The sequence below is a fragment of the Peribacillus sp. B65 genome, assembly GCF_058513295.1.
The window spans coordinates 1,954,586-1,977,161 of record NZ_CP195840.1 but is presented as its reverse complement, the minus strand read 5'-3'; the positions used below and the strand labels follow the sequence as shown (position 1 = coordinate 1,977,161).

The following is a 22,576-nucleotide window of genomic DNA, read 5'->3' as shown; positions in this document are numbered from 1 at the left end:
TTATTTTTCTCCTAACAAGTCGGCATCGATCAGTAACGGTTTTTTAGTCATGAATCCCTCCGCATAGGCGACACCCACTTCTTTACCGAACATCCGCTCCCGTGCCTCGACAGTCTCGATATAGCCATTAACCAGCGGTGTTTCTACAGATACTTGACTTTCTTCGAATTGGCTGCGATATGCCCTAAGGCTATCCAGTTTTTTCGATATTGTGGAACTGATGTCCACGACGAAGTCCGGTTTGTGAAACCCATTGATCATATAATAGTACATATTTTGGACACGATGAGAATCCACGTCTGCTTCTTCCATATATTTCCTTACTCCTGCCGAAAAAACTGCTTCCTCCACTAATTTGGCACAGTTACCATGATCGGGATGGCGATCTTCCAAAAATGGTGCAAATACAAGTGCAGGCTTATATTGGCGAATGACCGTAATGATTTGATTTATGTATTCCGCTTTCATGTATAGGCCCCGGTCGGGTAAATCAAGGGAAATCCTCTTCACCCCAAGGATTTCAGCAGCCTTATGTGCTTCCTCCTGACGCAATGGAACGGTTCCATTGGAAGACATTTCAGCTTTTGTCAAATCACAAATGACAATTTCCCTGCCTTGTTGCGCATATTTGGCGATCGTGCCACCCATACCGATTTCAACATCATCCGCATGTGCGCCAAAAGCCAGAATATCTATGTTACTTTTGTTTATCATTTATCTCACCTTGTTTTTTCCGTAGTTTTAGCCAGTCCATATACCCATGCTTCAAACCTTGTATCAGCACTTCTGCCGTGCCCATATTTGTCGCCAAGGGAATTTCATAAACATCTGATAGGCGTATAAGCGCCGATACATCAGGTTCATGTGGCTGTGATGTCAATGGATCGCGGAAAAATAGGACCATGTCCATTTCTCCACGCGCGATCATCGCACCTATTTCCTGATCCCCTCCAAGAGGTCCTGAATGAAAACGATGGACAGGCAGCGATACTTCTTCCATGATTCTTTTCCCGGTCGTTCCTGTAGCATATAATTCATGCTGCTCAAATACATCTTTATAGGCTGTTACAAATTGAATGATATCTTCTTTTTTCATATCATGGGCAATTAAGGCAATTTTCATCGTAAACCCTCCTGATCCCTATTCAATAATATTTTCCAGGCCGTATACCAGAACATCCAATTTCATGACAGTATCGACAGCAAGTTTGACTCCTGACATGAAGGAAGTTCGATTAAAGGAATCATGCCGAACCGTCAATAACTCTCCATCACTTCCGAAAAGCACCTGTTGATGGGCAACCAATCCAGGTAGCCGGACACTGTGGATATGCATGCCATCTACATTTGCGCCTCTTGCCCCCTGGATGGTTTCTTTTTCATTAGGGTGCCCCTGTTGTTTCGTTTCACGTACTGCTGCAATCATGTCTGCCGTTTTTGAAGCAGTTCCAGAAGGTGCATCCAGTTTTTGATCATGGTGCATTTCTATGATTTCCACATCCGGGAAGTATTTTGCGGCCATTTGGGAAAACTTCATCATCAAAATGGCTCCAATTGCAAAGTTTGGCGCGATGATGCAACCAATGCCCTTTTCTTTTGTTAATGAATCCAGCTTCGTTAAATCTTCCTTAGTAAAACCAGTCGTTCCCACTACAGGGCGGATGCCATGATTAAGTGCCGTTTCGGTATGAAGCATCCCCACTTCCGGTGTGGTCAAATCAATCAATACATCCGCCTTTACGGAAGAAAAGCATTCATTTATATCAGAAAAAACAGGTGCTTCAATACCGTGAAAACCTTCTATTGCGGAGAGGCTTTCCCCGTTATGCTTGCGATCTATGACAGCTGCCAATTCAAACCCTTCTGTCCTATGTACAAGCTTCACCGCTTCATTACCCATTCTGCCACGTGGACCAGCTACAATCACTTTAACTTTACTCATCTTTACCTTCCTCCTCCATTTTTCCTTCTTTTCTTGTCCATCTATCTTTATCACGGGTTGTGAACTTTTTCATGACCAAATCATGCGAATTTTGAAGGTCGATCCCTAAAGAATTGGCAAAACAAATCAACACAAAAAGCATGTCCCCCAATTCCGCTTCAATCGTATTCTCTTCTTCTGTTGCCTTCTTTGGTTTTTCACCATGGTAATGATTGACTTCCCTAGCCAACTCCCCAAGTTCTTCAGACATACGGGCCAGCATGGCCAGAGGGCTGAAATATCCTTCTTTAAATTGTCCTATGTATTGGTCGACTTCCGCTTGCATTTGTTGAATCGTCTTATGGTTTTCCATATAGTCACCCATTCTTGAATTTCGTTTTCAAACATCATACCTTCTCCATGTTAGCTAAAAGTGAAACAGATGACAACAGATACGTTCACGAATCAAAATTGCCCATAGTTGGTTAATTAGTTATAATAAGTAAATTAATGAAATGTAAACCTTTGGAGGTATAGGACATGCTTTTGGGCTTAAAATTGAAAAATATCATCTTCATCCTTTTTGGGGCTGGAATCTTCGCCTTTGGCCTTGTGCATTTTAACATGCAGAACAACTTGGCCGAAGGCGGATTCACCGGTCTCACATTGATTATATATCAACTTATCGGGATAAATCCTTCTTATTCTAATTTGATTTTGAATATTCCCTTATTTTTAATAGGGTGGAAATATTTAGGACGCACTTCTTTCTTTTATACGATTATCGGAACGGTTGGCCTCTCCGTTTGGCTATGGGTTTTCGAGAGATACGAAATCGAAATCGACCTCGGAAACGATTTGATGCTGGTCGCATTGTTCGCCGGGGTCTCTGTTGGTGTCGGGCTGGGCATCATCTTTCGTTACGGCGGGACAACAGGCGGAGTGGATATCATTGCCCGTTTTGCCCACCGTTACTTAGGAATGGGCATGGGACGTACGATGTTCATCTTTGATGCAGTCGTCATTAGCCTGTCCATCCTTACCTACCTGGATTACCGTGAAGCGATGTATACCCTCGTTGCCGTATTTATAGGTGCCAGAGTAATCGACTTTATGCAAGAAGGAGCCTATGCTGCTAGAGGTGCAATGATCATTAGTGATAAAAACATGGAAATTGCAGAAAAAATCATGAATGATATGGAGCGGGGCGTAACTGTATTAAGGGGATATGGATCCTTTACACGCAATGACCGGGAAGTACTCTATTGTGTTGTCGGGAAAAATGAGTTAGTCCGCTTAAAAAATGCCATAACATCGGTGGACCCTCATGCATTTGTATCAGTAAGTGAAGTTCATGATGTATTGGGTGAGGGCTTTACCCTTGATGAGAACAAGAACCCCATTGAAAGGTAATCCATTGATTAATGTTGCCCTGTCTAACTGCATTTTATTAGCAATGTGCAGCAAAAACTCTTTAAAATGAAAGGCTTTGTTAAGTAGTATTGTTGTTGTTTTTCAGGAATAAGAATGGGAACGTCCGATTTGGACGTTCCATTCTTATTCCATTAAAGCCCCCTATAATGGAATAACCGTAAAGCTAATGAAGGTTTTTTTAAAAGCTGCGTTTCCCTGGCCAAGCTCCTTGCATTTTACTAAGGAATACAATTTGCCCAATATGATATGCGTCGTGCATTGCTAAACTCTTCAGTTCAAGCACTAATGAATTATCTTCTCCTGGGATCTGTCTATACAAATCTTCATGTTCTGATTTTGCTAGTATTTTTCCAAGTTCACGATGAACATGAAAGTATTCTTGTTTTGTTTCCTTCCAATTTTCTAACGTCTCAGTTGGTAATCGAAATGTAGATTCATTATTTTCTGCCTGTGGTTCATTCGCTGTTTCACCAAGAAATCGCATCAGAAATCTCTTTTCATAGAAAAGTAAATGACAAACTAATTCCCAAATGGAATTCATTGCCACATCAGCTGGTTTCCAAATTGCCTGTTCAAAAGTAATATCCTCTAGCACTTTTTCAAGTGGTGGAAACCAGTCTTCTTCATCTAAGCAGCTTGCCCATTGTTGTAGCAAAAGTGTCTTTACATCCATTTTCTATTCCCTCCAATTTAACCCCTTTAATAGATAATCCCTTTGGTCAAAATTCATTTGCGGCGTGTTGTAGATAGCTCACGGTGTCATGCCAATTCCTTGTTCAATTAAACTGGCCCTTTAACGGAACAATGAATGTTCCGTTATTTGGAAAATTCTGATAATATTAGTTTATCATAAGTTGTGTTAAGTGAGAAAGAACAACTGTCTAAAACCATTTTGGTTTTCGTAAAGTTATCTTTTATATGTTTGAAGGTGTCTAAGAATTGGAACCAGCTCAAAAAATGGTCTAGATATTAAGTCGCTACATCATCATTACTTAACGACCATTCGATCAAATCAAATAACAACATTATTCTTTAACAAAGCCAAATGAAAAGGACCCCATCCCAAGATGGAGTCCTTTTTTCAAATTAATCTTCTTCCCTCATTCCTGTATACATAAGCAGAAGACGAACTAATTCCAGTACAGCTACAAGAGCGGCAGCAACATAAGTCATCGCAGCAGCACTTAATACTTTTTTCGTTTCCCGTTCTTCATCATTCCGGATGACCCCAGCGGAAACGAGTTGATCCATAGCCCTAGAAGAAGCATTGAATTCAACCGGAAGTGTTATCACTTGGAACAATACAGCAGCTGACATAAATACGATACCCGCCAAAAGCAAACCAGGAAGTGAAGCTAGCATCCCGATTAAAATCAATATCCAAGATATGTTAGAGCCAAAATTAGCTACCGGTACTAATGCATGGCGGAAACGCAAGAATGCATATGCTTCTTTATCTTGAATCGCATGTCCCACTTCATGGGCTGCAACAGCTACGCCGGCAACTGAATGGCCGTGATAGTTATCCGTTGATAAACGCACCGTTTTATCCCTTGGGTCATAATGGTCCGAAAGCATTCCAGGTGTCTCTTCGACCCTGACATTGAACAATCCATTTTGATCCAAAATGGCACGAGCCGTCTCAGCACCATTCATTCCGGAGGAGGCCGATACCTTTGAATATTTTTTATACGTGCTTTTCACTTTCATTTGTGCATAAATCGGGATTAAAATAATAATCGCCAAATAAATGAAATACATGGAATCCTCCTATAACTCTTATTACCCTTAATTCTATGGATTGAAGGCAACCCTGTCAAATATAGTGTTCTCTACCCGTGTCTTTTTAATCATTATGCTCTTTCCTTGGTTTTTCCCTATCACCTTTATATTTTCTCCAGCCTACATAAGAAAGCGTCATGATAATAATTGAGCCTGTCGAAATGATGACCCACCAAAGGGAAGGATCTGCATCATCCTCACCCATATCATCAAAAATGGAGGTTAGTTCGTTTTGCAACGCATCCAGTTCCTCTTGATTATCGCCATCACTGATAACCTCCGGGCGGTATTGGTTGATGTATTGAATCCTCGTGTCCAGTTGCTGCATCGTTTCTTTTGAAAGGTCGACTTTCAAGCTTGGATATATCATTTCATATTGTGATAGGAATAAGTTCAATTGGCTATTGAATGTAATTGTGTCTTGTTTGATGGCGGCATTCTTTGTCTGCTGGAAAGAATTCATCATTTGATCCTCCATCTCTGTCCAAAGTGGCTGATGAGTGGACTTGACCGCATCAACAACAAGCCGGAACTTTGTAACAGAATTAACCTTTTCGGAATCTCCCTTGTTCATATCCTTTATTGTCATCAACGCCTCATTATGAGCTACAGTGATAATTCGAAGTTCGTCCATGTCAAGGATCTGCTCTTTCGCTGTATCTTTTAAAAACCGGTCAGAAAAAAACGTCAGCATCTTTTCCGAATCTCCATATCGCTTCAACTTGGTCATTTCCAAGGCTCTATCGGAAATGTCATCTAATTGCTCCAAACTTGAAGAGGATTCTGCATAGACAGGGAAATGTAAGACGACAAATAAAACAGCAATGGTTAATATGAATTTTTTCAACATGCTACTCGTCCCTCCTCATATCTCTACTAAAACGATATGAAAGAAAAAACATGAGTAGACCTCGTTCAACATAAAAAAGTTAACCATACTTTTACAAAGCTGTATTTAGTGTTGATTTTTAAGAGATGAAGGACAGGGTGAACCGCTTTTTCCTATATCCAAAGAACCAGCCGACAAAAATGGAAAGTATGCTGAGCCAAAAAGTGAAATAACCTATCGAGTCCATATACACCAATAAATCACGGTATATTGGCATCATTTCAAAAACATAGTCGATTATGTCATTATGTATGGTCCAAATCCCTGCAACTATCAAATGCCAGGGTTTTATTCGATAAAACGGTGCATATAATACCCCTTGAATCGCCATCCCCAAATGAGAAGCCATTAACATATAACCTTCCCAAGGCAATGAACCTGTTGTCACGAGGGTCATCAAATTCATTGCAACTGCCCATATGCCATATTTGAATAGTGTCATTATCGCCAACGCTTCAATAAGTCCAAAATTCCTTCTTAACAGGAACCCCAATAAAACAAAAACAAAAAACAGGCTAGCTGTCGGACTGTCCGGTACAAATGCCAAAAAAATCGCAGGAGTGTTTTCCAATTGACTGCCATACCAATAATATCCATAGGCAGTTCCGAATATATTTATTATTAATAACAAAACGAGCATTTGCCGATTTGCAAGCCAACTGTAGATAACATTCATTCTTTTACCCTCACTAACATTCTCATGTATTCTCATTTTACAGGCCATCAACCAGAAAACCAAGCATTCATTTCAATTTCTTCTCATTTACACTTCAATTTACCAATAAAAAAGCCGACAACCGTAGTCGTCAGCTTCATTTGCAGCATATGAAAGAAAATGCTGTGGATGGATATATTATTTTGCCGATAAACCAGATACAAATTCAGCTAATGTTGCCAATTCTTCATCTGTACCTTTGAACATGCCAGCTGGCATAGCGCCCTGGCCTTTGACTGCGATTTTAGAGATTTCTTCTGGGCTCAAGCCAGTGTCAATTAAGCTTGGCGCTCCTGCTCCACCAGTTAATTCTGCTCCATGACAGCTAATACAGCCATTAGAATCCATCAATTTATACCCATCGCTCTCTTTATCAATATCTGCACCTTCCACGATTGCTCCTTGCTTCTTGGAGGCTTCCCAATCGTGATGGGCTGCGGACTCCCATGTTAAATAGAAAACGCCGGCCATTGCCAATAGCATGAAGCCTACAGCAAAAGGACGTTTCGCCGGGCTCCGCTCTGGACCACGATCTAGAAAAGGTGCCAAGAGCAATGCCCCGAAAGCCAAACCAGGTATTACCATGGACCCGATTGCGTTATAAGGACCTGAAGCATAGGTATACTTAAGTAATTGGTAAAGGAATAGGAAATACCAGTCCGGCAGCGGAATATACCCTGTATCTGTAGGATCTGCTATCCTTTCCAATGGTGAAGGATGTGCAATTGTCAGGCAAAGATAACCTACAAGAAATACGGCTCCTACCATCCATTCTTTTAAAAGGAAATTAGGCCAAAATGCTTCAGTTTTCCCAGGATATTCTGAATAATCTTTCGGAATATTCGGTTTACGGTCCGCGGAGATACGCGAGTCACCTACGAATTTCATACCTTTCCCACGATGCATTGAACAATTCCCCTCCTTTATGAAAAGGTTTTTTTGGTTTTTGGTTCACCATTCTTTTATAGCGGACCTGAAATACCTTGTTTTCGGATCATCAGGAAATGAGCCGCTAGTAAAGCAAATAATGCTGCTGGCAGGAAGAATACATGAATCGCAAAGAATCGTGTCAATGTCTGTGCACCAACGATTGTTGGATCTCCTGCTATCAAAGTCTTGAGTGCCGGTCCCATTAAGGGTACCGATTCGACAATTGTCAAAGTAACTTTCGTTGCGAATAGCGCTTTCATATCCCATGGCAATAAATAACCAGTCAAGCCTAGCGCCAGCATAATGAAGAAAATCAATACGCCGACCATCCAGTTCAATTCACGCGGTTTTTTGTAAGCTCCCTGGAAGAAGACACGAAGAGTATGTAAAAACATCATAACGATAACTAGACTTGCTCCCCAGTGATGCATACCACGGACAATTTGACCGAAGGCAACTTCATTTTGTAAATAATAAACAGATTCCCAAGCGTTTTTAATGTCCGGGACATAGTACATCGTCAAGAACATGCCTGACAAGATTTGGATGACCGTAATAAAGAAAGTTAACCCACCAAAACAATATACGAATGCAGAAAAATGATGTGCGGGGTTAACATGTTCAGGAACCTCATGGTCAGCAATATCCCGCCATAACGGCGTAATATCTAAACGCTCGTCCACCCAGTCATATAACTTTGTTAGCAATGTTTACGCCTCCCCGTGCGGTTTTAGTTGACCCAAATAAAGTATTCCATCTTTTTCTTTCGTGTCAAAGACATCCAATGGTGAAACCGGCGGTGTCCCTTTGACATTCATCCCATCTTTCGTATACCTGCCATAATGGCAAGGACAGAAAAATTGATTCGGATTAGTCTTATCCGTATTCCAGCCTACCGTACAGCCTAAATGCTTACAGATTGGAGATAAAGCAACGATCTTACCGTCATCCGTTTTGTAAACCCAAGCTGTATTTGTTTCTTCAGACTCATACCACCCATCGACCTGTTTAAAACTAAAGTCGACACGGGTTGGTTCGGTAGTCAGTTCACCTACCTTCTGTTTAGTTGCAACGTAATCCCCGCCTTTATCTGCTGATAATACAGGATCAATTGCAAACCTAACCATAGGCATCAACATACCGGCCGCCATAAATCCACCAACGCCAGTAAGTGTGTAATTAAGGAATTGACGTCGTGAAACATTATGCTTGCTCATGCGTTTTCCCCCCCTCTATTACTATACTGAGAGCCCAAAGGACCAATAAATAGCGACACTATAAAACTAGGACATTTCCATGATATCTCAATAATTTACCAAGGTCAATATTTGTAAAACCCAAAAGGTGGCAACTATGTGTCAAATAATGCGAAAAATCCTACTTTTTTTCATTTTTCCAATTATAAGAGAAAATATCAAGGATTTGGAGAACTTGCTGGTTAATCATTTCCCTTGCTTGTTCAATTTCAAGCCCTTCCAAGGGGATGGCAGGAATCCATACTAAATTATTTTCTAATTCCCGCTCTTCCTTTTTCCACTCGAAATCCGATGTAAGAAAAAAAACATGCTCGAAATTATTTTCTTTCACTTCATTGGCCCAACGCTTTAACCGCTCAACCTTATCCAATTCACCACTTAAGTAGTGAAATGTTGGCAATAGAAGAATCCTTCCTTTCATCTGCTTTTCAATTTCCAAGCTTAAAATGGTAAGAAATTCATTCATTGAGCCCGTTTGCTTCATTTGCCCTCGAAAAGAAAGGGGAACCAAAGGAATTAAAACGGTATCCACATACTCTTTTGACTGCATATACATGTCAAGATCTTTTGCTGTCCACTTCATGTTTTTTCTTCACTCCCGATTTTTAAATCAACTCCTTATCATTTTACCATTATTTTTATAACATCTTTACCATATACCCATAGTCTTTACAAAAATGTGGATTTTATCAATGTTTTATAAAAAATAAAAACCTTTCCTGATTACGGAAAGGTCAATTTATTTCATCCAAGTACTTTTAATTGATTCAATTGTTCGGTTAAGTTCTTAAATGCTTGTTCATCATGCTTATCAAGGGCTTCATCGATTTCCTTAAGCAGACGGTCCCTTTGAAAATACAACATGCTTCTTTCCAAAAATTGTTCAGCAAGCAGCTGGTCTTTTTCATTCGATGCCGTTGATTTCGGCATGAAGGGATTGTTCTCGAGTACCGCTGCATATTGATAGGAAGAATAAGACGATTTAAAATTAAGCTGAATATAAATGTCTTCATCTCGATTTAAACGGATATCATGAAAAGATTTCTCTGCATCGGTCGTCATGATATTGGACTTATAGAACCTGAAAGGGACCTCATCCACACAATGTGTCGACATAATCAATCCACGTGGGCAATATTGTGCGTTTTCTACAAAATGAACCTTTTTCATTAGTTGATCATGACTCATTAAGTAATTCAATATCCACACACATTCTCTTCGTTTCAGTTGATAATGATTTAAAAACCACCGAATAAAATCCTTCTTCTCATTCACAGAAACAGGGGCAGCCACCATGAATTCCCTCCTCTGTCTAGATTTAGTTTCGTTTCACTTATCTACATTTCATCTTTGCTTTCACCTAGCCGCTCCAAAATCATCGCATACTCATCATTCGCCGGGTTCATCTCAAGGAGCTTATTAAATACTTCTCTAGATGTGGCTCTGTCTCCTTCTTCAATTAAAAAGAAACCATAATCTTCAAGGAAATCTTGATTGTTCTTGAATGAATTATATGCTTTATGATAGCTGGTTAATGACTCTTTAAATTGTTCAGTATGCTGATATGATACAGCAGCTATCCACTCAAACTGCGGATCATCCTCTCCATATCGCCTTACTTCACCAATACACTCCAATACATCTTCATACCTTTCGTGGTGCATATACAATTTCAAGAGGGTGAGTGCAGCTTCCAGGTATCCCGGATCAATGGCTAGTGCTTCTTTAAATAGATTTTCCGCCTCTTCATCAAGCCCGCTTTTCAAGGCAATCTTTCCACCGAAGAAGAAAAGTTCCTTATTGAATTCATCAGCCTTGATTCCTTCTTTGACTGTTTTCAAGGCATTTTCCAAATCTTCAAGATGTTCATAACTCTTTGCCAGGTACAAATATAAAGAATGGTATTCATGATCTAATTCTTTCAGTTCAATGAACTTTCGTACGGCTGTGTCATAAAGACCTGCCTGAAATGCTGTAAATGCATATTCAAATAGGGTATTGATTTCAAGTCCATCCTTTAAGGCCTTTTCAAAATGCGGAAGGGCCTCCTCGAACTTCCCCGAACTGCTTAATGCTTCAGCAAGCCTCTGATTGACATTAACACCAGCGATTTCTTGTTCCTGTTCCAAAACCTTTATGTAATTTGCAATGGCTTCCTGATCCCTTCCTTGATGAAAGAACAGTTCAGCTAGTGCAAAATCAATGATGATCTCATCTGGAAGCATTTCCTTGGCCTGCAGTAATTTCCTTTCGCTGACCTCGTCCATCCCCTGTAATTGATAGAGGTCCGCTTCCAAAAGCAAAGCACTTGGATATACTTCATCATCTGCACTTACTTTTTCAAGCATCAGCATCGCTTCATCTTCCTGGTCCATGTCAATCAGGATTTCTGCCAACGAAACAATTAATTCTCCTTCATTGGGATAGAGTTGCAGCAGATGTTCAAAAAGATCCTTTGCCTCCTCCGCAAAACCAAGCTGGAGCATTTCTTCGGCCAGCAACAATATGTCCTCTGCTGACTCTGATGATTTAATTCGATTTATATGTTTAAGAGCTTCTGTTAATTCCCCTTTTTTTAAATGCTGTATAACTTGTTCCACTGTGTTCATTGTTGAATCCTTCCTTTTGCATGATAGACTTGGTCCCTAGTCATACACACTCACGCCATAATGTAACATACTCTGCCATTAAGAACAAAATACCATATAATCGCGAGATGCATAGTAAACAGTATTCATTAGTTTACCATACTGTAGCCCTGTATTCCATCGATGAAGTCCCCTCCCATTCTCATTAAAAAAAGGTTACTAGTTAATTCTCCACGCTATGGTAAATCTCCTTTTTGATCATGAACACCATTTTCATTATTTTCATGATCAATACAGATAGAAAAAGCCCAAATGTTAGCGCTTTCAACACTTTCCGGCATTTAAAAAAAGTTTACAGACCAAATAAGGTATGTAAACTTTTTTTATATTCACTTTATCAATTGCGTCAAATGCCCAAAAAATTGTGGATATGATACATCTATGGCATCAGGGTCGGCAAGTTCCACTTCCCCATCCGTTATCAATGCCGCTACAGCAAGCATCATCCCGATACGGTGGTCCCCATGGCTTGTAACCTTACCACCATTCAAGGCTTTACGCCCTTTGATGATCAATCCGTCTGCTGTCGGGGTTATATCTGCGCCCAGGACGGAAAGCTCATTTGCAACAGTATCAATTCGATTCGTCTCTTTTACTTTAAGTTCTGCTGCATCCTTGATTGTCGTTATCCCTTCAGCCTGTGTTGCCAGGAGTGCAATTACCGGTATTTCATCGATGAGACGGGGAATTAAATCACCGCTGATGGTCGTTCCCTTTAGCCGGGAGCTTCTGACAGTGATGTCTCCTGCAGGTTCACCCTTACTCGTCTTCTTCTCAATCGTAATATCCGCCCCCATCGATTTCATGACTTCGATGATTCCAGTCCTTGTCGAATTAAGGCCGACATTCTTTAAAACCACTTCACTATTTTCCGTAATCGCTGCAGCCACCATGAAGAAAGCCGCTGAAGAAATATCACCCGGGACATGGATGGTAGTCCCCTTGAAGACTTGGTTTCCGCTTACTTTAATCGTTTGACCGTCTTTTTCGATTTTTCCGCCAAACTCTTGAATCATTCGTTCTGTATGATCCCGGGTCTCTTCCGGTTCGATAATGATCGTTTCACCTTCTGCCTGTAAACCGGCCAAGATTATCGCTGATTTCACCTGCGCACTTGCCACAGGCAATTCATAGCGAAACCCTTGTAACTTGCCTCCTCTAATGAAGAGGGGGGTGTATTCGGCTCCTTTGCGACCGTCAATGACCGCTCCCATTTGACGAAGAGGGTTGACTACCCGGGTCATTGGACGTTTAGCTATCGATTCGTCACCTGCCAAAACGGCCGAAAATTCCTGTCCTGCCAAAATGCCCATCATTAACCTGATCGTGGTACCAGAGTTTCCGACATCCAGTACTGATTCCGGTTCCTTTAATCCATTAAAACCTTTGCCTTCAATTTTGACGTGCTGGCCATCTTGTTCAATATGAACTCCAAGCTGCTTAAAACAGGAAATCGTACTTAAACAATCGGCTCCTGGAAGAAAATTAGTGACTGTCGTTTCCCCCTCGGCAAGGGCTCCGAACATTATCGAACGATGGGAGATCGACTTATCTCCAGGTATGGCAATCGAACCACGTAATGATTGGATGTTCGTTTGTAATTTTTTTGTATTCATAAAACCATCCTTCCCTATAAATGTTATGCCAGGATCGTTTCATAATCTGTATGTCTTGAAATACACTCTGCAGCTTTTATGCGGTCAACATCCGTTTGGAAGCTGATGACCAGCACACCGTATATCTCTTCCCTGGTTTCAATGATCCTTATGTTTGTAATGCTGATACCTTCTTGTGCCAAATATCCGGTAATCTCAGAAATTATTCCGGCATAATCCGGTATATCGATATATAAATCATAAAACGCTGGTATGGCGCCTTTCGCATGTGTTGGCAAATCATCCCTGAAGATCTTGGCATCGGTAAAGAATCGAAGGATTTCTTCACTATCTTCATTCGCGACCAGGCCTTTTATATGCTCCATTTCATTCAGCCAATCATTCATTAATTCAAGTAACACATCCCGGTTATGTAACAAAATGTCACGCCACATTTCCGGACTGCTTGAAGCAATTCTTGTAATATCCCTAAATCCACCTGCTGCAAGCCTTGAAATCAACTTATTTTCCTTACTGTAATTTTCTGCCTGCTTAACGAGCCCTGATGCGACAATATGCGGGAAATGACTAATGACCCCAGTCAGCTTATCATGCATGGCAGGACTCACAACCAGAAAGTTCGCTCTTGTTCCTTGCAGCCACCCTTTCAGCTGCTCGACTTTTTCTTCTTCGATGGAATCTCCAGGAGTAAGCAAATAAAATGCATGTTCGAATAAATGCAATTTGGCTGCCGCAGCACCGCTTTTATGGGAACCAGCCATAGGGTGCCCCCCGATGAAGGCCACCCCTTTATCTATCAATGGTTTTGCTGCCTTAACGACTGTATCCTTCGTACTTCCTGCATCCGATATAAGGACATCACTTTTTAAATCCATTTCAGCCAATTGAGCTAAAATCTTCACGGTTTCATTGACAGGCACAGCAAGTAGAATCAAATCAGCATCACATGCTCCCGCTTCCAATGATGATACAGAATCATCAATGATCCCCAATAGCATCGATAGTTGAATATTCTTTTCACTTAGGTCCGTACCAACAATCACGGCTTCAGGATGTGCATGGCGTACAGCCATGGCCAATGATCCGCCAATTAGACCTAGACCTATTACAAAAACCTTACCTTTCACTCTTCTCTCCCCCGCATCTATTGTGCTCCTCTAGGTTTGATGAAACGTTAAAGCAGCGAATCAGAAGGTGCCTCAACTTCATTCAAAAAAGTTTTAATAGCGTTAATCATTCCTTCATTTTCTTCCGTCGAACCAACCGTGACCCTTAGGCTGTTAGGAAAACCGAAAGATTTCCCCGACCTTGCAATGTATCCGCGCTCAAGCAAATATTGAAACACCACATCGGCATCCTGTTTAAAATGGATAAAGATGAAATTACCTTGTGACGGGTAATAAGCTAAATTTACCTTATTGCAAAATTCATAGTACTGCTTGAGCCCTTTTTGATTTTCTTCCTTGCATTTTTCAATGAAGGCTTGATCTTCCAAAGCGACGATAGCAATATTCTGTGCGAATGTGTTGACATTGAATGGTTCCCGGGATGGATCCAGTTTCTGGATGATATCCTCATCCGCCAATCCGTACCCTACCCTAAAACTGGCAAGTCCATAGATTTTTGAGAATGTCCGGAGTATGATCAAATTTTTATATTTATTAATCCATTGATTCGTTCTCGGGTAATCCTCAGCCGTTGCATATTCACAGTAAGCTTCATCCAAAACGATAAGTACATCTTCCGGCACTCTTTCAATGAAAGATAATAAGTCCTGTTCCGAAATGTATTTACCTGTTGGATTATTTGGTGTACAAAGCCAGACAACAGCTGTTTTTTCATCTATAACTTTAAGCATTCCTTCTAGATCATGAGCACCATCAATATGAGGAACTTCCCTGATTTCCGCACCTTCAAGCGTGGCATTATGGCGGTACTGTGAAAAAGTGCCTGTTGCCATGACCGTATTCTTTCCAGCTCCCAAAAGGCTTCTGGAGATGATTTGAATGTTCTCATCAGATCCATTTCCAAAAATAAGCTGAGTTTCTTTCACACCTGTATGTTTTGCAACAGCTTCCCTTAGCATCGTTGCATACCCATCTGGATAGATGGCAAACGAATGGGTTGAATTCCTAACGGACTCCTGTACCTTCTCCGAACAGCCGAAAGGATTTTCATTTGAAGCTAATTTCGTGATTTTTTCCAATCCGTATAATTTTTTCACTTCATCAGTGGATTTTCCCGGTTGATAAGACTTCAAGGAAAGGACCGCTTCATTCCATTTCATGTCAATCACCTCTATATTTTTATCACTTTAAAGTAAGAAAGTGTGAGAATAGTATATCATATTCATAGATTTAAAATCATCTTATATCTGCTTTGTCAAATCTGGCCGTAATACCGTAGCCCCTGCCTGGTATACATGCTGTATCTCTTTTTGAGATTTCGTCGTATTTACATGGATCATGACCCGAATGCAAAATGGCAAGGAATTGCTGACCGGTATTTCCTTCATGCATGTAACCGGTACATAAGTCCAGCCTTCGAATTTCCTCAAGGCTTTGGCAGGGAAGACAGAACGAATCTCTTCCGTAGCAGAAAAAAACACAGAAGCTACCATTTCGGGATCAATCTCGTTGACCTGAATGATCTCTGCCATCAACTTTTCGGCAGCGGAAATCACTTCCATTTCCGTGTCTCTTTCTACAGTAGTGGCACCCCTTATTCCTCTTATCATACATAGTCCCCCCTTCTCCTGAACTCTATATCATATCGGCCATTTCCTCTATCAGCTCAGTGTCGGCTATATCCATTAATAGCGGTGACCCCACTTCGTTTAGCAGGACAAAAGTAGCTGAATCATTGACCGATTTTTTGTCTGTTTTCATTAATTCAAGCAGCATTGCATGTTCAAGCCTGGTCGGAATCGTTATTTGATAGCCTAAAGAAGATACCCAGCTAATAAACTCATCCAGTTTAAAATCGAGATCCACTTTCTTTTTGCTTAATCTAAGAGCATATACCATCCCGATTAAAATGGATTCCCCATGCGTAAAGTTTCCGTATCCCATTGAACCTTCCACTGCATGACCGAGCGTATGACCAAAATTCAAAAAGGCACGAATGCCGTTTTCCTTCTCATCCTCTTCGACAATTTTAGCTTTGATTCCAATCCCTTTTGTAATCATTGTCAGAAATTGCTCATCCGTTATATCATTCAAATCAACAATATTCGACTTTAACCATAGATAAAATTCATTATCGGCTATCAATGAATGTTTAATGACTTCTGCAAAACCTGACCTTAATTCTTTAAGGGGCAGAGTTTTTAAAAATTCAAGATCATAAATGACCGCTTCAGGCTGATGAAAGGCCCCAATCATATTTTTCCCTAGCGGGTGATTGATGGCAACCTTGCCGCCCACTGCACTATCGTGGGCGAGTAAAGTCGTCGGAACCTGTATAAATGGAATCCCTCTCATAAATGTAGCCGCAACAAATCCAGCCAAATCACCTACTGCACCACCGCCAAGGGCGATTATCAATGACTTGCGATTAATCTGTTGAGTTAAGCAGAAGCTTTGGCATTCATAAAACACATCGAAGGTTTTAGCATGCTCCCCTTCTGGCACTACATGATGCAGAACAGGTTTCCCCGTCTTGATCAGGGCGTTTTTCACGGTCTGCAAATGAAGTGCCGCCACTTTCTCATCAGTTATGATCAGAATCTTGTTTAGATGATTTAATTCATGTGATATTAATTCGGGCAATTCATTTATTGCCTTCTTGCCAATTAAAACCGGATATTGCTTGGAAGCCGTTTTTATTTGGATGGATTCCATGATTTAAAACCCCTTTACTTCTTCCCGATATGATCTTATGTATTCCGCTAATTGCTCATAACGATCTGAAGGGAATTGATCAACGATGGCAGCCGCCAGTTCCCATGCTACTACCGCCTCAGCAACCACCGCTGCTGCAGGAACCGCACAACTATCGGAACGTTCGACACTTGCTTCAAACACTTCCTTCGTATCAATATCAACGCTTTTCAAAGGTTTATATAAAGTGGGGATCGGCTTCATCACACCGCGTACAACTATTGGCATTCCAGTTGTCATACCGCCTTCAAAACCGCCAAGGCGATTGGTTTTCCGGTAATAGCCCTGTTCTTCGTCCCATGCTATTTCATCATGGACATCACTGCCAAATAGATGGGCAGCTTCAAATCCAAGACCTATTTCCACCCCTTTAAATGCATTGATGCTCATTATCGCTGCGGCTAGTTTTGCATCAAGCTTACGGTCATAATGCACATAACTTCCTACACCTACCGGCATTCCTTCTACAATCACTTCAACGATGCCGCCGATGGAGTCTCCTTTTTGTTTCGCTTCATCAATTGCATCCTTCATCTGCTGTTCTACGTTCTTGTCAAAACATCTAACAGAAGATTCTTCTGTTACTTGTTGCAATTGCTGAATATTTTCGTATTTTGGCGGTTCTGCCTTCACTCCGCCAATTTCCAAGACATGAGATGCCACTTCTATCCCCAATAAAGACAATAGTTTTTTAGCGACAGCTCCTGCTGCCACCCTTACTGTCGTTTCACGGGCTGAAGAGCGTTCCAGAACATTTCTCAAATCGCGGTGCCCATATTTAATCCCGCCGTTCAAGTCGGCATGACCAGGACGTGGCCGGGTGATTTTACGTTTAATTTCTTCAGCTTCCTCTTCTGAAAGCCCTTCGCTTCCCATAATCTTTGTCCAATGCTTCCAGTCATCATTCTCAACCACCAAAGCAACCGGTGAACCGAGTGTGTAGCCATGTCTGATTCCCGAAGAAATAAAAGCCTGATCTTTCTCGATCTGCATCCTTCTTCCACGTCCATGCCCTTTTTGCCGGCGTCCTAATTCTTGATTGATATCCTCTTTCGAAATCGGCATTCCTGCCGGTAATCCTTCAATGATAGTAGTCAGTTGCGGACCATGTGATTCTCCCGCTGTTAAATATCTCATCTTCCAGCCCCCTTTTAGCACTTTAAAGTGTATATGTATCAATATACCACAATTTTATGAAATGTGGGTATATGTAAAACGTAAAAACCATATTGTTTGAATTTAATCACTTTTCTTTCTATTTTACAAGTACTTAAACATTTTCGATATAGTTTATTCTTTCAAATTAGAGTTCTACTGGAATTGCTATTACACGGCAAACGAAAAGGGACTGAATGCGCACGTGCAGAATCAGTCCCTTTTTTCTAAAGTATTTCCTTTTTCTTATAAAAAAATGTATCGATCGTTTCAAATTGATAGTTTCCTGGGGTGAATATTTGCTCTGTACTTCCTACAAAAAATACACCGCCGCTTTTTAGCGATACACTGAATTTTTCATATAATAAATTCTTGGCTTCTTCAGTGAAATAAATTAAAACATTGCGGCAAACGATTAAATCGAAGCCTTCGTCGAATCGGTCAGCAAGAAGGTTTTGTTTTTTAAAGGTCACCCTTCTCTTGATTTCATCATCGACACGATAATAATCCGCTTTTTTTTCAAAGCATTTCCTTTTTATTTCCTCTGGCACTTCATTTAAGGAACGTTCGGGATACAGCCCCAATTTCGCTCGCGCCAATACATTTTCATCCAGATCCGTTGCCAATATCTCTATTTGGCTAAGTGGGACCAGATTGGATAATATCATGGCAATCGTATATGGTTCCTCACCAGTTGAGCAGGCAGCACTCCAAATTTTCAACTTTTTTTTGCTTTCTAATAACCTAGGCAGGATTTTCCGCTCCAACACTTCCCATCTTTTCGCATTTCTATAAAATTCGGAAACGTTGATTGTCATTCTATCCAAAAACTCATTTAAAACACCGGGATTGGTTTGCATGTCTTTGTAGTATTCACGAAATGAATGATATCCTCTTTTTTCATATAGAGATGTTAGTCGCCTTTTCATTTGTCCTTCCTTATATAATGCCAAATCAATGCCTGTCAGCATTTTGATATTACGAATAAACTCTTCATATTCTTGAGGCATTCCCACGACTCCCCTGCACATAATTATTTTAGTGATTCTTACCTATATATATATATCGGAGAGTGCCATATTTTCTTTAAACTAAAATAATCCCTTACGTTGCTGCTTGAAACTAAAAAAGCAATTAAAAAAGCGGGTTCCATCGCATAATGACGATGGAACCCGCTTTTTTAAAGAAATCGTATTAATTAATAAACCCACTCGTTAACAAGTTTAGAGTACTCAACAAGTTCTTCTTCTTTGAAGAATAAACCGATTTCGCGTACAGCGCTTTCAGCTGAATCAGATCCGTGAATGATGTTTTTGCCGACAGTTACGGCAAAATCGCCACGAATTGTTGCTGCTGCTGCATCTTTAGGGTTAGTGGCACCCATCATTTGACGTGCAGTAGCGATTACGTTTTCACCTTCCCAAACCATTGCGAAGACAGGACCTGAAGTAATGAAGTCCACTAGTTCGCCAAAGAAAGGACGTTCTTTGTGCTCGCCATAATGTTGCTCAGCCAATTCTTGAGAAATGACCATTAATTTTGCTCCTGCAAGAAGGAAGCCTTTCTTTTCAAAACGGGAAACGATTTCACCGATTAAATTGCGTTGAACGCCGTCAGGCTTTACCATTAAAAATGTTCTTTCCATGAATGTCACTCCTAATATGTATCATTGTTATTTGCCTATATAAGGCAATACTTTTAGAATATTACCATTGTTTGATGAGTTTCGCAACTCCCATTATCAAAACTTTCTTTTTCCGATATTTTTCGCGATATCCGATAAAGTTTTTCTAGCTTTAATGGCAGGAAGACCTTTCAACTCGGTAAAAGCCTTTTCTAAATACATATCACTGATCCTCGCTGCCTGTTCAATGGCACCGGAAGTTTTTATCGCATGAATTATATGGGACATTTCGTCTTTTGGCGTATCTTCCCGAACTGTTTCGATAAGCTTTTTTAACTTTGGATCTTCCATAGCAATCAATACGGGTAAAGTGATATTACCTTGAATCAAATCACTGCCGGCAGGTTTCCCAAGTTCTTCTTCCGAAGCAGTAAAATCCAATATATCATCGGTGATTTGATAAGACATACCGACATAATATCCGAATTTAAATAGCTTTTGGTGAATTCTCTCTTCAACACCCGCTGAAATGGCTCCCAACTGGCAGCTGGATGCAATGAGCAGTGCTGTTTTCCGTTTGATCCTTCTAAAGTATATCCGCCAATTCTGTTCGAAATTGTATTTATCTTTTATTTGTTCAATCTCCCCAAGACATAGTTCAACCATAGTATCAGCGAGAATTTGATGCGCTAGCGGAGACTCGATAACCGCCATCATTTCCAGTGCACGAGCAAAAATGAAGTCGCCTGTGTACATGGCGACACGATTATCCCATTTTGATTTAATGGTAGCAGATCCCCTGCGTAAATCCGCATCATCCACAACATCATCATGCACAAGGGAAGCTGTATGAATTAGTTCCAAAGTCGCTGCGACATGCTTTACGACATGAATATCATAGTTGCCAAACTTCGCACCCAATAGGACGAATACCGGACGGATCCGTTTTCCACCGGATTGCAGCAAATGCAGGGAAGCTTCCCTTAAAACCGTGGAATCCGCTTCGATTGCGGCTTCCAGTTCTTTTTCTATTAATTGCAAATCTGCATTCAAAAATGAATACATCATTTTAAATTTCATACATTCCACCCAGCTTTGTCCATTGCTATTATGCTTATTTTGAAGGCTTGTACCCGAAATGTGTTGCTGCTACCCCACCGAAATGGGCCTTATAACTGACTTTTTCCATTCCCGCCTGCTTGAACATGTTTTCAAGCTTTTTCATGCCAGGGAAATCCCGAGCCGATTCTTGCAGCCATGAGTATTCACTATAGCTTTTTGCGAATAATTTACCGAACATGGGCATGATGAAACGGAAATAAAAATAATAGCCCTGTTTAAAGCCAAGCATCGTAGGCTGTGAAGTATCCAGGCAAACGATCATTCCACCCGGCTTGGCTACCCTGTTTAACTCTTTAAGCACTTTCATGTAATCGGGGACATTCCGCAGCCCGAAACCGATCGTGACATAGTCAAAGCTATTATCCTCAAAAGGAAGCTCCATTGCATTCCCATGCATTAGGGACACTTGCTCTAGATTGAGTTCATTTACCTTTTGTTCGCCGATTTTCAGCATGTTCTTACTAAAATCCAGACCAACAACCTTTCCTTCTGGTCCTACTTCATTAGCAAGGGCAATGGTCCAGTCCGCTGTTCCACAGCATACATCCAGTGCATGGGCGCCTTTTGGGACATTCATGATGGCCATTGTAGCCTTCCGCCATTTAAGATGCTGTTTAAAGCTGATGAGGGAATTCATCTTGTCATAATTTCCGTAGATCTTTTCAAAGACATGATGAACTTTTTGCTCTTTAGACTGCTCCATGATTCACCCTTCTTTCACATATGAATTTGCTATACTCTCTGTTTGTTCCAAGATGGCCTTCACTCTTTCAAGAAGTTCATCATCCAACTTTGCCAGCTTCCGCATCGAGCACTGTACGGATTGCCTGGCATCCCTCAGGCACTTGTCGAATTGGGTGCGTACCTGTTCTTCTTTTTCCGAAATGGTAACTTCCCCGCCAATCGAGTCATCGAGAGGCATTTCCCTTAGGACATCAAAAACTATCGATTGCCCCGACTCCATATAACTGCTCTTCTCGGCATGCAACCGTTTTAAAAGCAGCAGATCTTCCGCTACTTCTATCCAGGCAGGCTCATTATAGTAATCCGCGAGTTTATGAATCAGGGAAGCCTCGATCGCTTTGATCGTCATTAAAAGCGTTGGGACATCATTAATGGACCCTTGTTGGTAAAGAATGATTTTATTGTCATTTATTTTTTTTATTGCGCTCGAAAGTATACGGATCATATCAACATTACCTACACTGGCAAGCACTTGATAATATAAGCCACTATAGTAATCACCGGCAAGCACTTGTAATTGACGATTTTTCAATACCTCGGGCAACTCGGTTCCTTCTCCTGAATTCGAGACGATTTCATGGGTATCCAGAGCTATTTGCACTAACATGGTTGAAATGATGTATTGATTGCGTTTTTCGCTTAAAACGTCCAAATCGTTAAACAATCCCCAAAGCAATATCAGTTTATCTTCGTCCAGGCTTGGCTTTTGTATATACTTCAATAAATATGGATGTTGAGCTTTCGTTTCTATTAATCGCTTTAATTGCCTTATGTCGTCCGTTATGTTTAACAATTGAGATCACCCTTGCATCCCCGAAAGATAATTTTTTTCATACATATTGGTTTCTGTCTGTGTAAA

26 protein-coding genes and 1 pseudogene are annotated in these 22,576 nt (G+C 40.8%); 1 reads left to right on the top strand and 26 read right to left on the bottom strand.

Annotation, left to right across the window (positions count from 1 at the left end):
• From bshB1 to ACSR9O_RS09765, 4 genes are read right to left on the bottom strand one after another with little or no spacing between them, the layout of a single operon-like run.
• A complete protein-coding gene (bshB1, locus tag ACSR9O_RS09780) occupies positions 1-714 on the bottom strand; it encodes a bacillithiol biosynthesis deacetylase BshB1 (RefSeq protein WP_101222402.1) in 714 nt (237 codons plus the stop codon).
• Positions 698-1,123, bottom strand: coding sequence for a methylglyoxal synthase (locus ACSR9O_RS09775; RefSeq protein ID WP_101222403.1), 426 nt, complete (start codon positions 1,121-1,123; stop codon positions 698-700). Before ACSR9O_RS09775 ends, bshB1 begins: the two co-directional genes overlap by 17 nt.
• An 18-nt stretch (positions 1,124-1,141) precedes the next feature.
• Positions 1,142-1,942, bottom strand: a complete 801-nt coding sequence (gene dapB / locus ACSR9O_RS09770) for a 4-hydroxy-tetrahydrodipicolinate reductase (protein ID WP_491724321.1) — start codon at positions 1,940-1,942, stop codon at positions 1,142-1,144.
• Positions 1,935-2,294 carry a nucleotide pyrophosphohydrolase gene (locus ACSR9O_RS09765; protein WP_101223448.1) on the bottom strand — a complete coding sequence of 120 codons (360 nt, stop codon included), beginning with the start codon at positions 2,292-2,294 and terminating at the stop codon, positions 1,935-1,937. Before ACSR9O_RS09765 ends, dapB begins: the two co-directional genes overlap by 8 nt.
• A gap of 167 nt (positions 2,295-2,461) precedes the next feature.
• Between ACSR9O_RS09765 and ACSR9O_RS09760 the strand changes: the two genes are divergently transcribed.
• Entirely contained in the window at positions 2,462-3,334 is an 873-nt protein-coding gene (locus ACSR9O_RS09760; protein WP_101222405.1) for a YitT family protein, read from the top strand.
• Between the two features lie 199 nt (positions 3,335-3,533).
• Here ACSR9O_RS09760 and ACSR9O_RS09755 read toward each other — a convergent pair whose 3' ends face one another.
• The 22 genes and pseudogenes from ACSR9O_RS09755 to ACSR9O_RS09650 form a co-directional block, all read right to left on the bottom strand.
• A complete protein-coding gene (locus ACSR9O_RS09755) occupies positions 3,534-4,028 on the bottom strand; it encodes a DinB family protein (protein WP_491724320.1) in 495 nt (164 codons plus the stop codon).
• Positions 4,029-4,171: 143 nt separating this feature from the next.
• Positions 4,172-4,324: pseudogene (locus tag ACSR9O_RS09750) on the bottom strand (IS1595 family transposase); the annotation flags it as partial.
• Between the two features lie 117 nt (positions 4,325-4,441).
• Positions 4,442-5,116 (bottom strand): zinc metallopeptidase, encoded by a 675-nt coding sequence (locus ACSR9O_RS09745; RefSeq protein WP_491724319.1) that lies wholly within the window; start codon positions 5,114-5,116, stop codon positions 4,442-4,444.
• An 85-nt stretch (positions 5,117-5,201) separates the two neighbouring features.
• Positions 5,202-5,987 carry a sporulation protein YpjB gene (ypjB, locus tag ACSR9O_RS09740; protein ID WP_101222408.1) on the bottom strand — a complete coding sequence of 262 codons (786 nt, stop codon included), beginning with the start codon at positions 5,985-5,987 and terminating at the stop codon, positions 5,202-5,204.
• A 118-nt stretch (positions 5,988-6,105) separates the two neighbouring features.
• On the bottom strand, positions 6,106-6,702 hold the full coding sequence (gene lhaT, locus ACSR9O_RS09735; protein WP_101222409.1) for a lipoprotein heptaprenylglyceryl N-acetyltransferase LhaT: 597 nt from the start codon (positions 6,700-6,702) through the stop codon (positions 6,106-6,108).
• 177 nt (positions 6,703-6,879) lie between these two features.
• Positions 6,880-7,647 (bottom strand): menaquinol-cytochrome c reductase cytochrome b/c subunit, encoded by a 768-nt coding sequence (locus ACSR9O_RS09730; RefSeq protein ID WP_101222410.1) that lies wholly within the window; start codon positions 7,645-7,647, stop codon positions 6,880-6,882.
• Between the two features lie 56 nt (positions 7,648-7,703).
• Complete coding sequence (gene qcrB, locus ACSR9O_RS09725; protein WP_034307974.1) at positions 7,704-8,378, bottom strand: menaquinol-cytochrome c reductase cytochrome b subunit; 675 nt, start codon at positions 8,376-8,378, stop codon at positions 7,704-7,706.
• A gap of 3 nt (positions 8,379-8,381) precedes the next feature.
• Positions 8,382-8,888: a Rieske (2Fe-2S) protein gene (locus tag ACSR9O_RS09720; RefSeq protein ID WP_034307977.1), complete on the bottom strand. Its 507-nt coding sequence runs from the start codon at positions 8,886-8,888 to the stop codon at positions 8,382-8,384.
• 160 nt (positions 8,889-9,048) lie between these two features.
• Positions 9,049-9,510, bottom strand: coding sequence for a YpiF family protein (locus ACSR9O_RS09715; RefSeq protein ID WP_101222411.1), 462 nt, complete (start codon positions 9,508-9,510; stop codon positions 9,049-9,051).
• A gap of 161 nt (positions 9,511-9,671) precedes the next feature.
• Positions 9,672-10,223 carry a ReoY family proteolytic degradation factor gene (locus ACSR9O_RS09710; RefSeq protein WP_101222412.1) on the bottom strand — a complete coding sequence of 184 codons (552 nt, stop codon included), beginning with the start codon at positions 10,221-10,223 and terminating at the stop codon, positions 9,672-9,674.
• A gap of 41 nt (positions 10,224-10,264) precedes the next feature.
• The gene (locus tag ACSR9O_RS09705) at positions 10,265-11,536 is read right to left on the bottom strand and encodes a tetratricopeptide repeat protein (RefSeq protein WP_101222413.1); all 1,272 of its coding nucleotides are present in this window, start codon (positions 11,534-11,536) and stop codon (positions 10,265-10,267) included.
• A 368-nt stretch (positions 11,537-11,904) separates the two neighbouring features.
• Complete coding sequence (gene aroA, locus ACSR9O_RS09700) at positions 11,905-13,191, bottom strand: 3-phosphoshikimate 1-carboxyvinyltransferase (protein ID WP_260358995.1); 1,287 nt, start codon at positions 13,189-13,191, stop codon at positions 11,905-11,907.
• Positions 13,192-13,214: 23 nt separating this feature from the next.
• Positions 13,215-14,318 carry a prephenate dehydrogenase gene (locus ACSR9O_RS09695; protein WP_101222415.1) on the bottom strand — a complete coding sequence of 368 codons (1,104 nt, stop codon included), beginning with the start codon at positions 14,316-14,318 and terminating at the stop codon, positions 13,215-13,217.
• A gap of 47 nt (positions 14,319-14,365) precedes the next feature.
• Positions 14,366-15,478 (bottom strand): histidinol-phosphate transaminase, encoded by a 1,113-nt coding sequence (gene hisC, locus ACSR9O_RS09690; RefSeq protein ID WP_101222416.1) that lies wholly within the window; start codon positions 15,476-15,478, stop codon positions 14,366-14,368.
• An 81-nt stretch (positions 15,479-15,559) separates the two neighbouring features.
• Positions 15,560-15,928 carry a chorismate mutase gene (gene aroH, locus ACSR9O_RS09685; RefSeq protein ID WP_101222417.1) on the bottom strand — a complete coding sequence of 123 codons (369 nt, stop codon included), beginning with the start codon at positions 15,926-15,928 and terminating at the stop codon, positions 15,560-15,562.
• A 25-nt stretch (positions 15,929-15,953) separates the two neighbouring features.
• Positions 15,954-17,033: a 3-dehydroquinate synthase gene (aroB, locus tag ACSR9O_RS09680; RefSeq protein ID WP_491724318.1), complete on the bottom strand. Its 1,080-nt coding sequence runs from the start codon at positions 17,031-17,033 to the stop codon at positions 15,954-15,956.
• Between the two features lie 3 nt (positions 17,034-17,036).
• A complete protein-coding gene (aroC, locus tag ACSR9O_RS09675; protein WP_101222419.1) occupies positions 17,037-18,209 on the bottom strand; it encodes a chorismate synthase in 1,173 nt (390 codons plus the stop codon).
• A 245-nt stretch (positions 18,210-18,454) separates the two neighbouring features.
• Positions 18,455-19,237, bottom strand: a complete 783-nt coding sequence (locus ACSR9O_RS09670; RefSeq protein WP_260358997.1) for a CheR family methyltransferase — start codon at positions 19,235-19,237, stop codon at positions 18,455-18,457.
• A 188-nt stretch (positions 19,238-19,425) separates the two neighbouring features.
• The gene (ndk, locus tag ACSR9O_RS09665; RefSeq protein ID WP_034308008.1) at positions 19,426-19,872 is read right to left on the bottom strand and encodes a nucleoside-diphosphate kinase; all 447 of its coding nucleotides are present in this window, start codon (positions 19,870-19,872) and stop codon (positions 19,426-19,428) included.
• A gap of 96 nt (positions 19,873-19,968) precedes the next feature.
• On the bottom strand, positions 19,969-20,931 hold the full coding sequence (gene hepT, locus ACSR9O_RS09660) for a heptaprenyl diphosphate synthase component II (protein WP_402938164.1): 963 nt from the start codon (positions 20,929-20,931) through the stop codon (positions 19,969-19,971).
• A 34-nt stretch (positions 20,932-20,965) separates the two neighbouring features.
• Entirely contained in the window at positions 20,966-21,676 is a 711-nt protein-coding gene (locus ACSR9O_RS09655) for a demethylmenaquinone methyltransferase (protein ID WP_101222421.1), read from the bottom strand.
• Positions 21,677-21,679: 3 nt separating this feature from the next.
• Complete coding sequence (locus ACSR9O_RS09650) at positions 21,680-22,510, bottom strand: heptaprenyl diphosphate synthase component 1 (RefSeq protein WP_101222422.1); 831 nt, start codon at positions 22,508-22,510, stop codon at positions 21,680-21,682.
• Positions 22,511-22,576 lie beyond the last annotated feature (66 nt).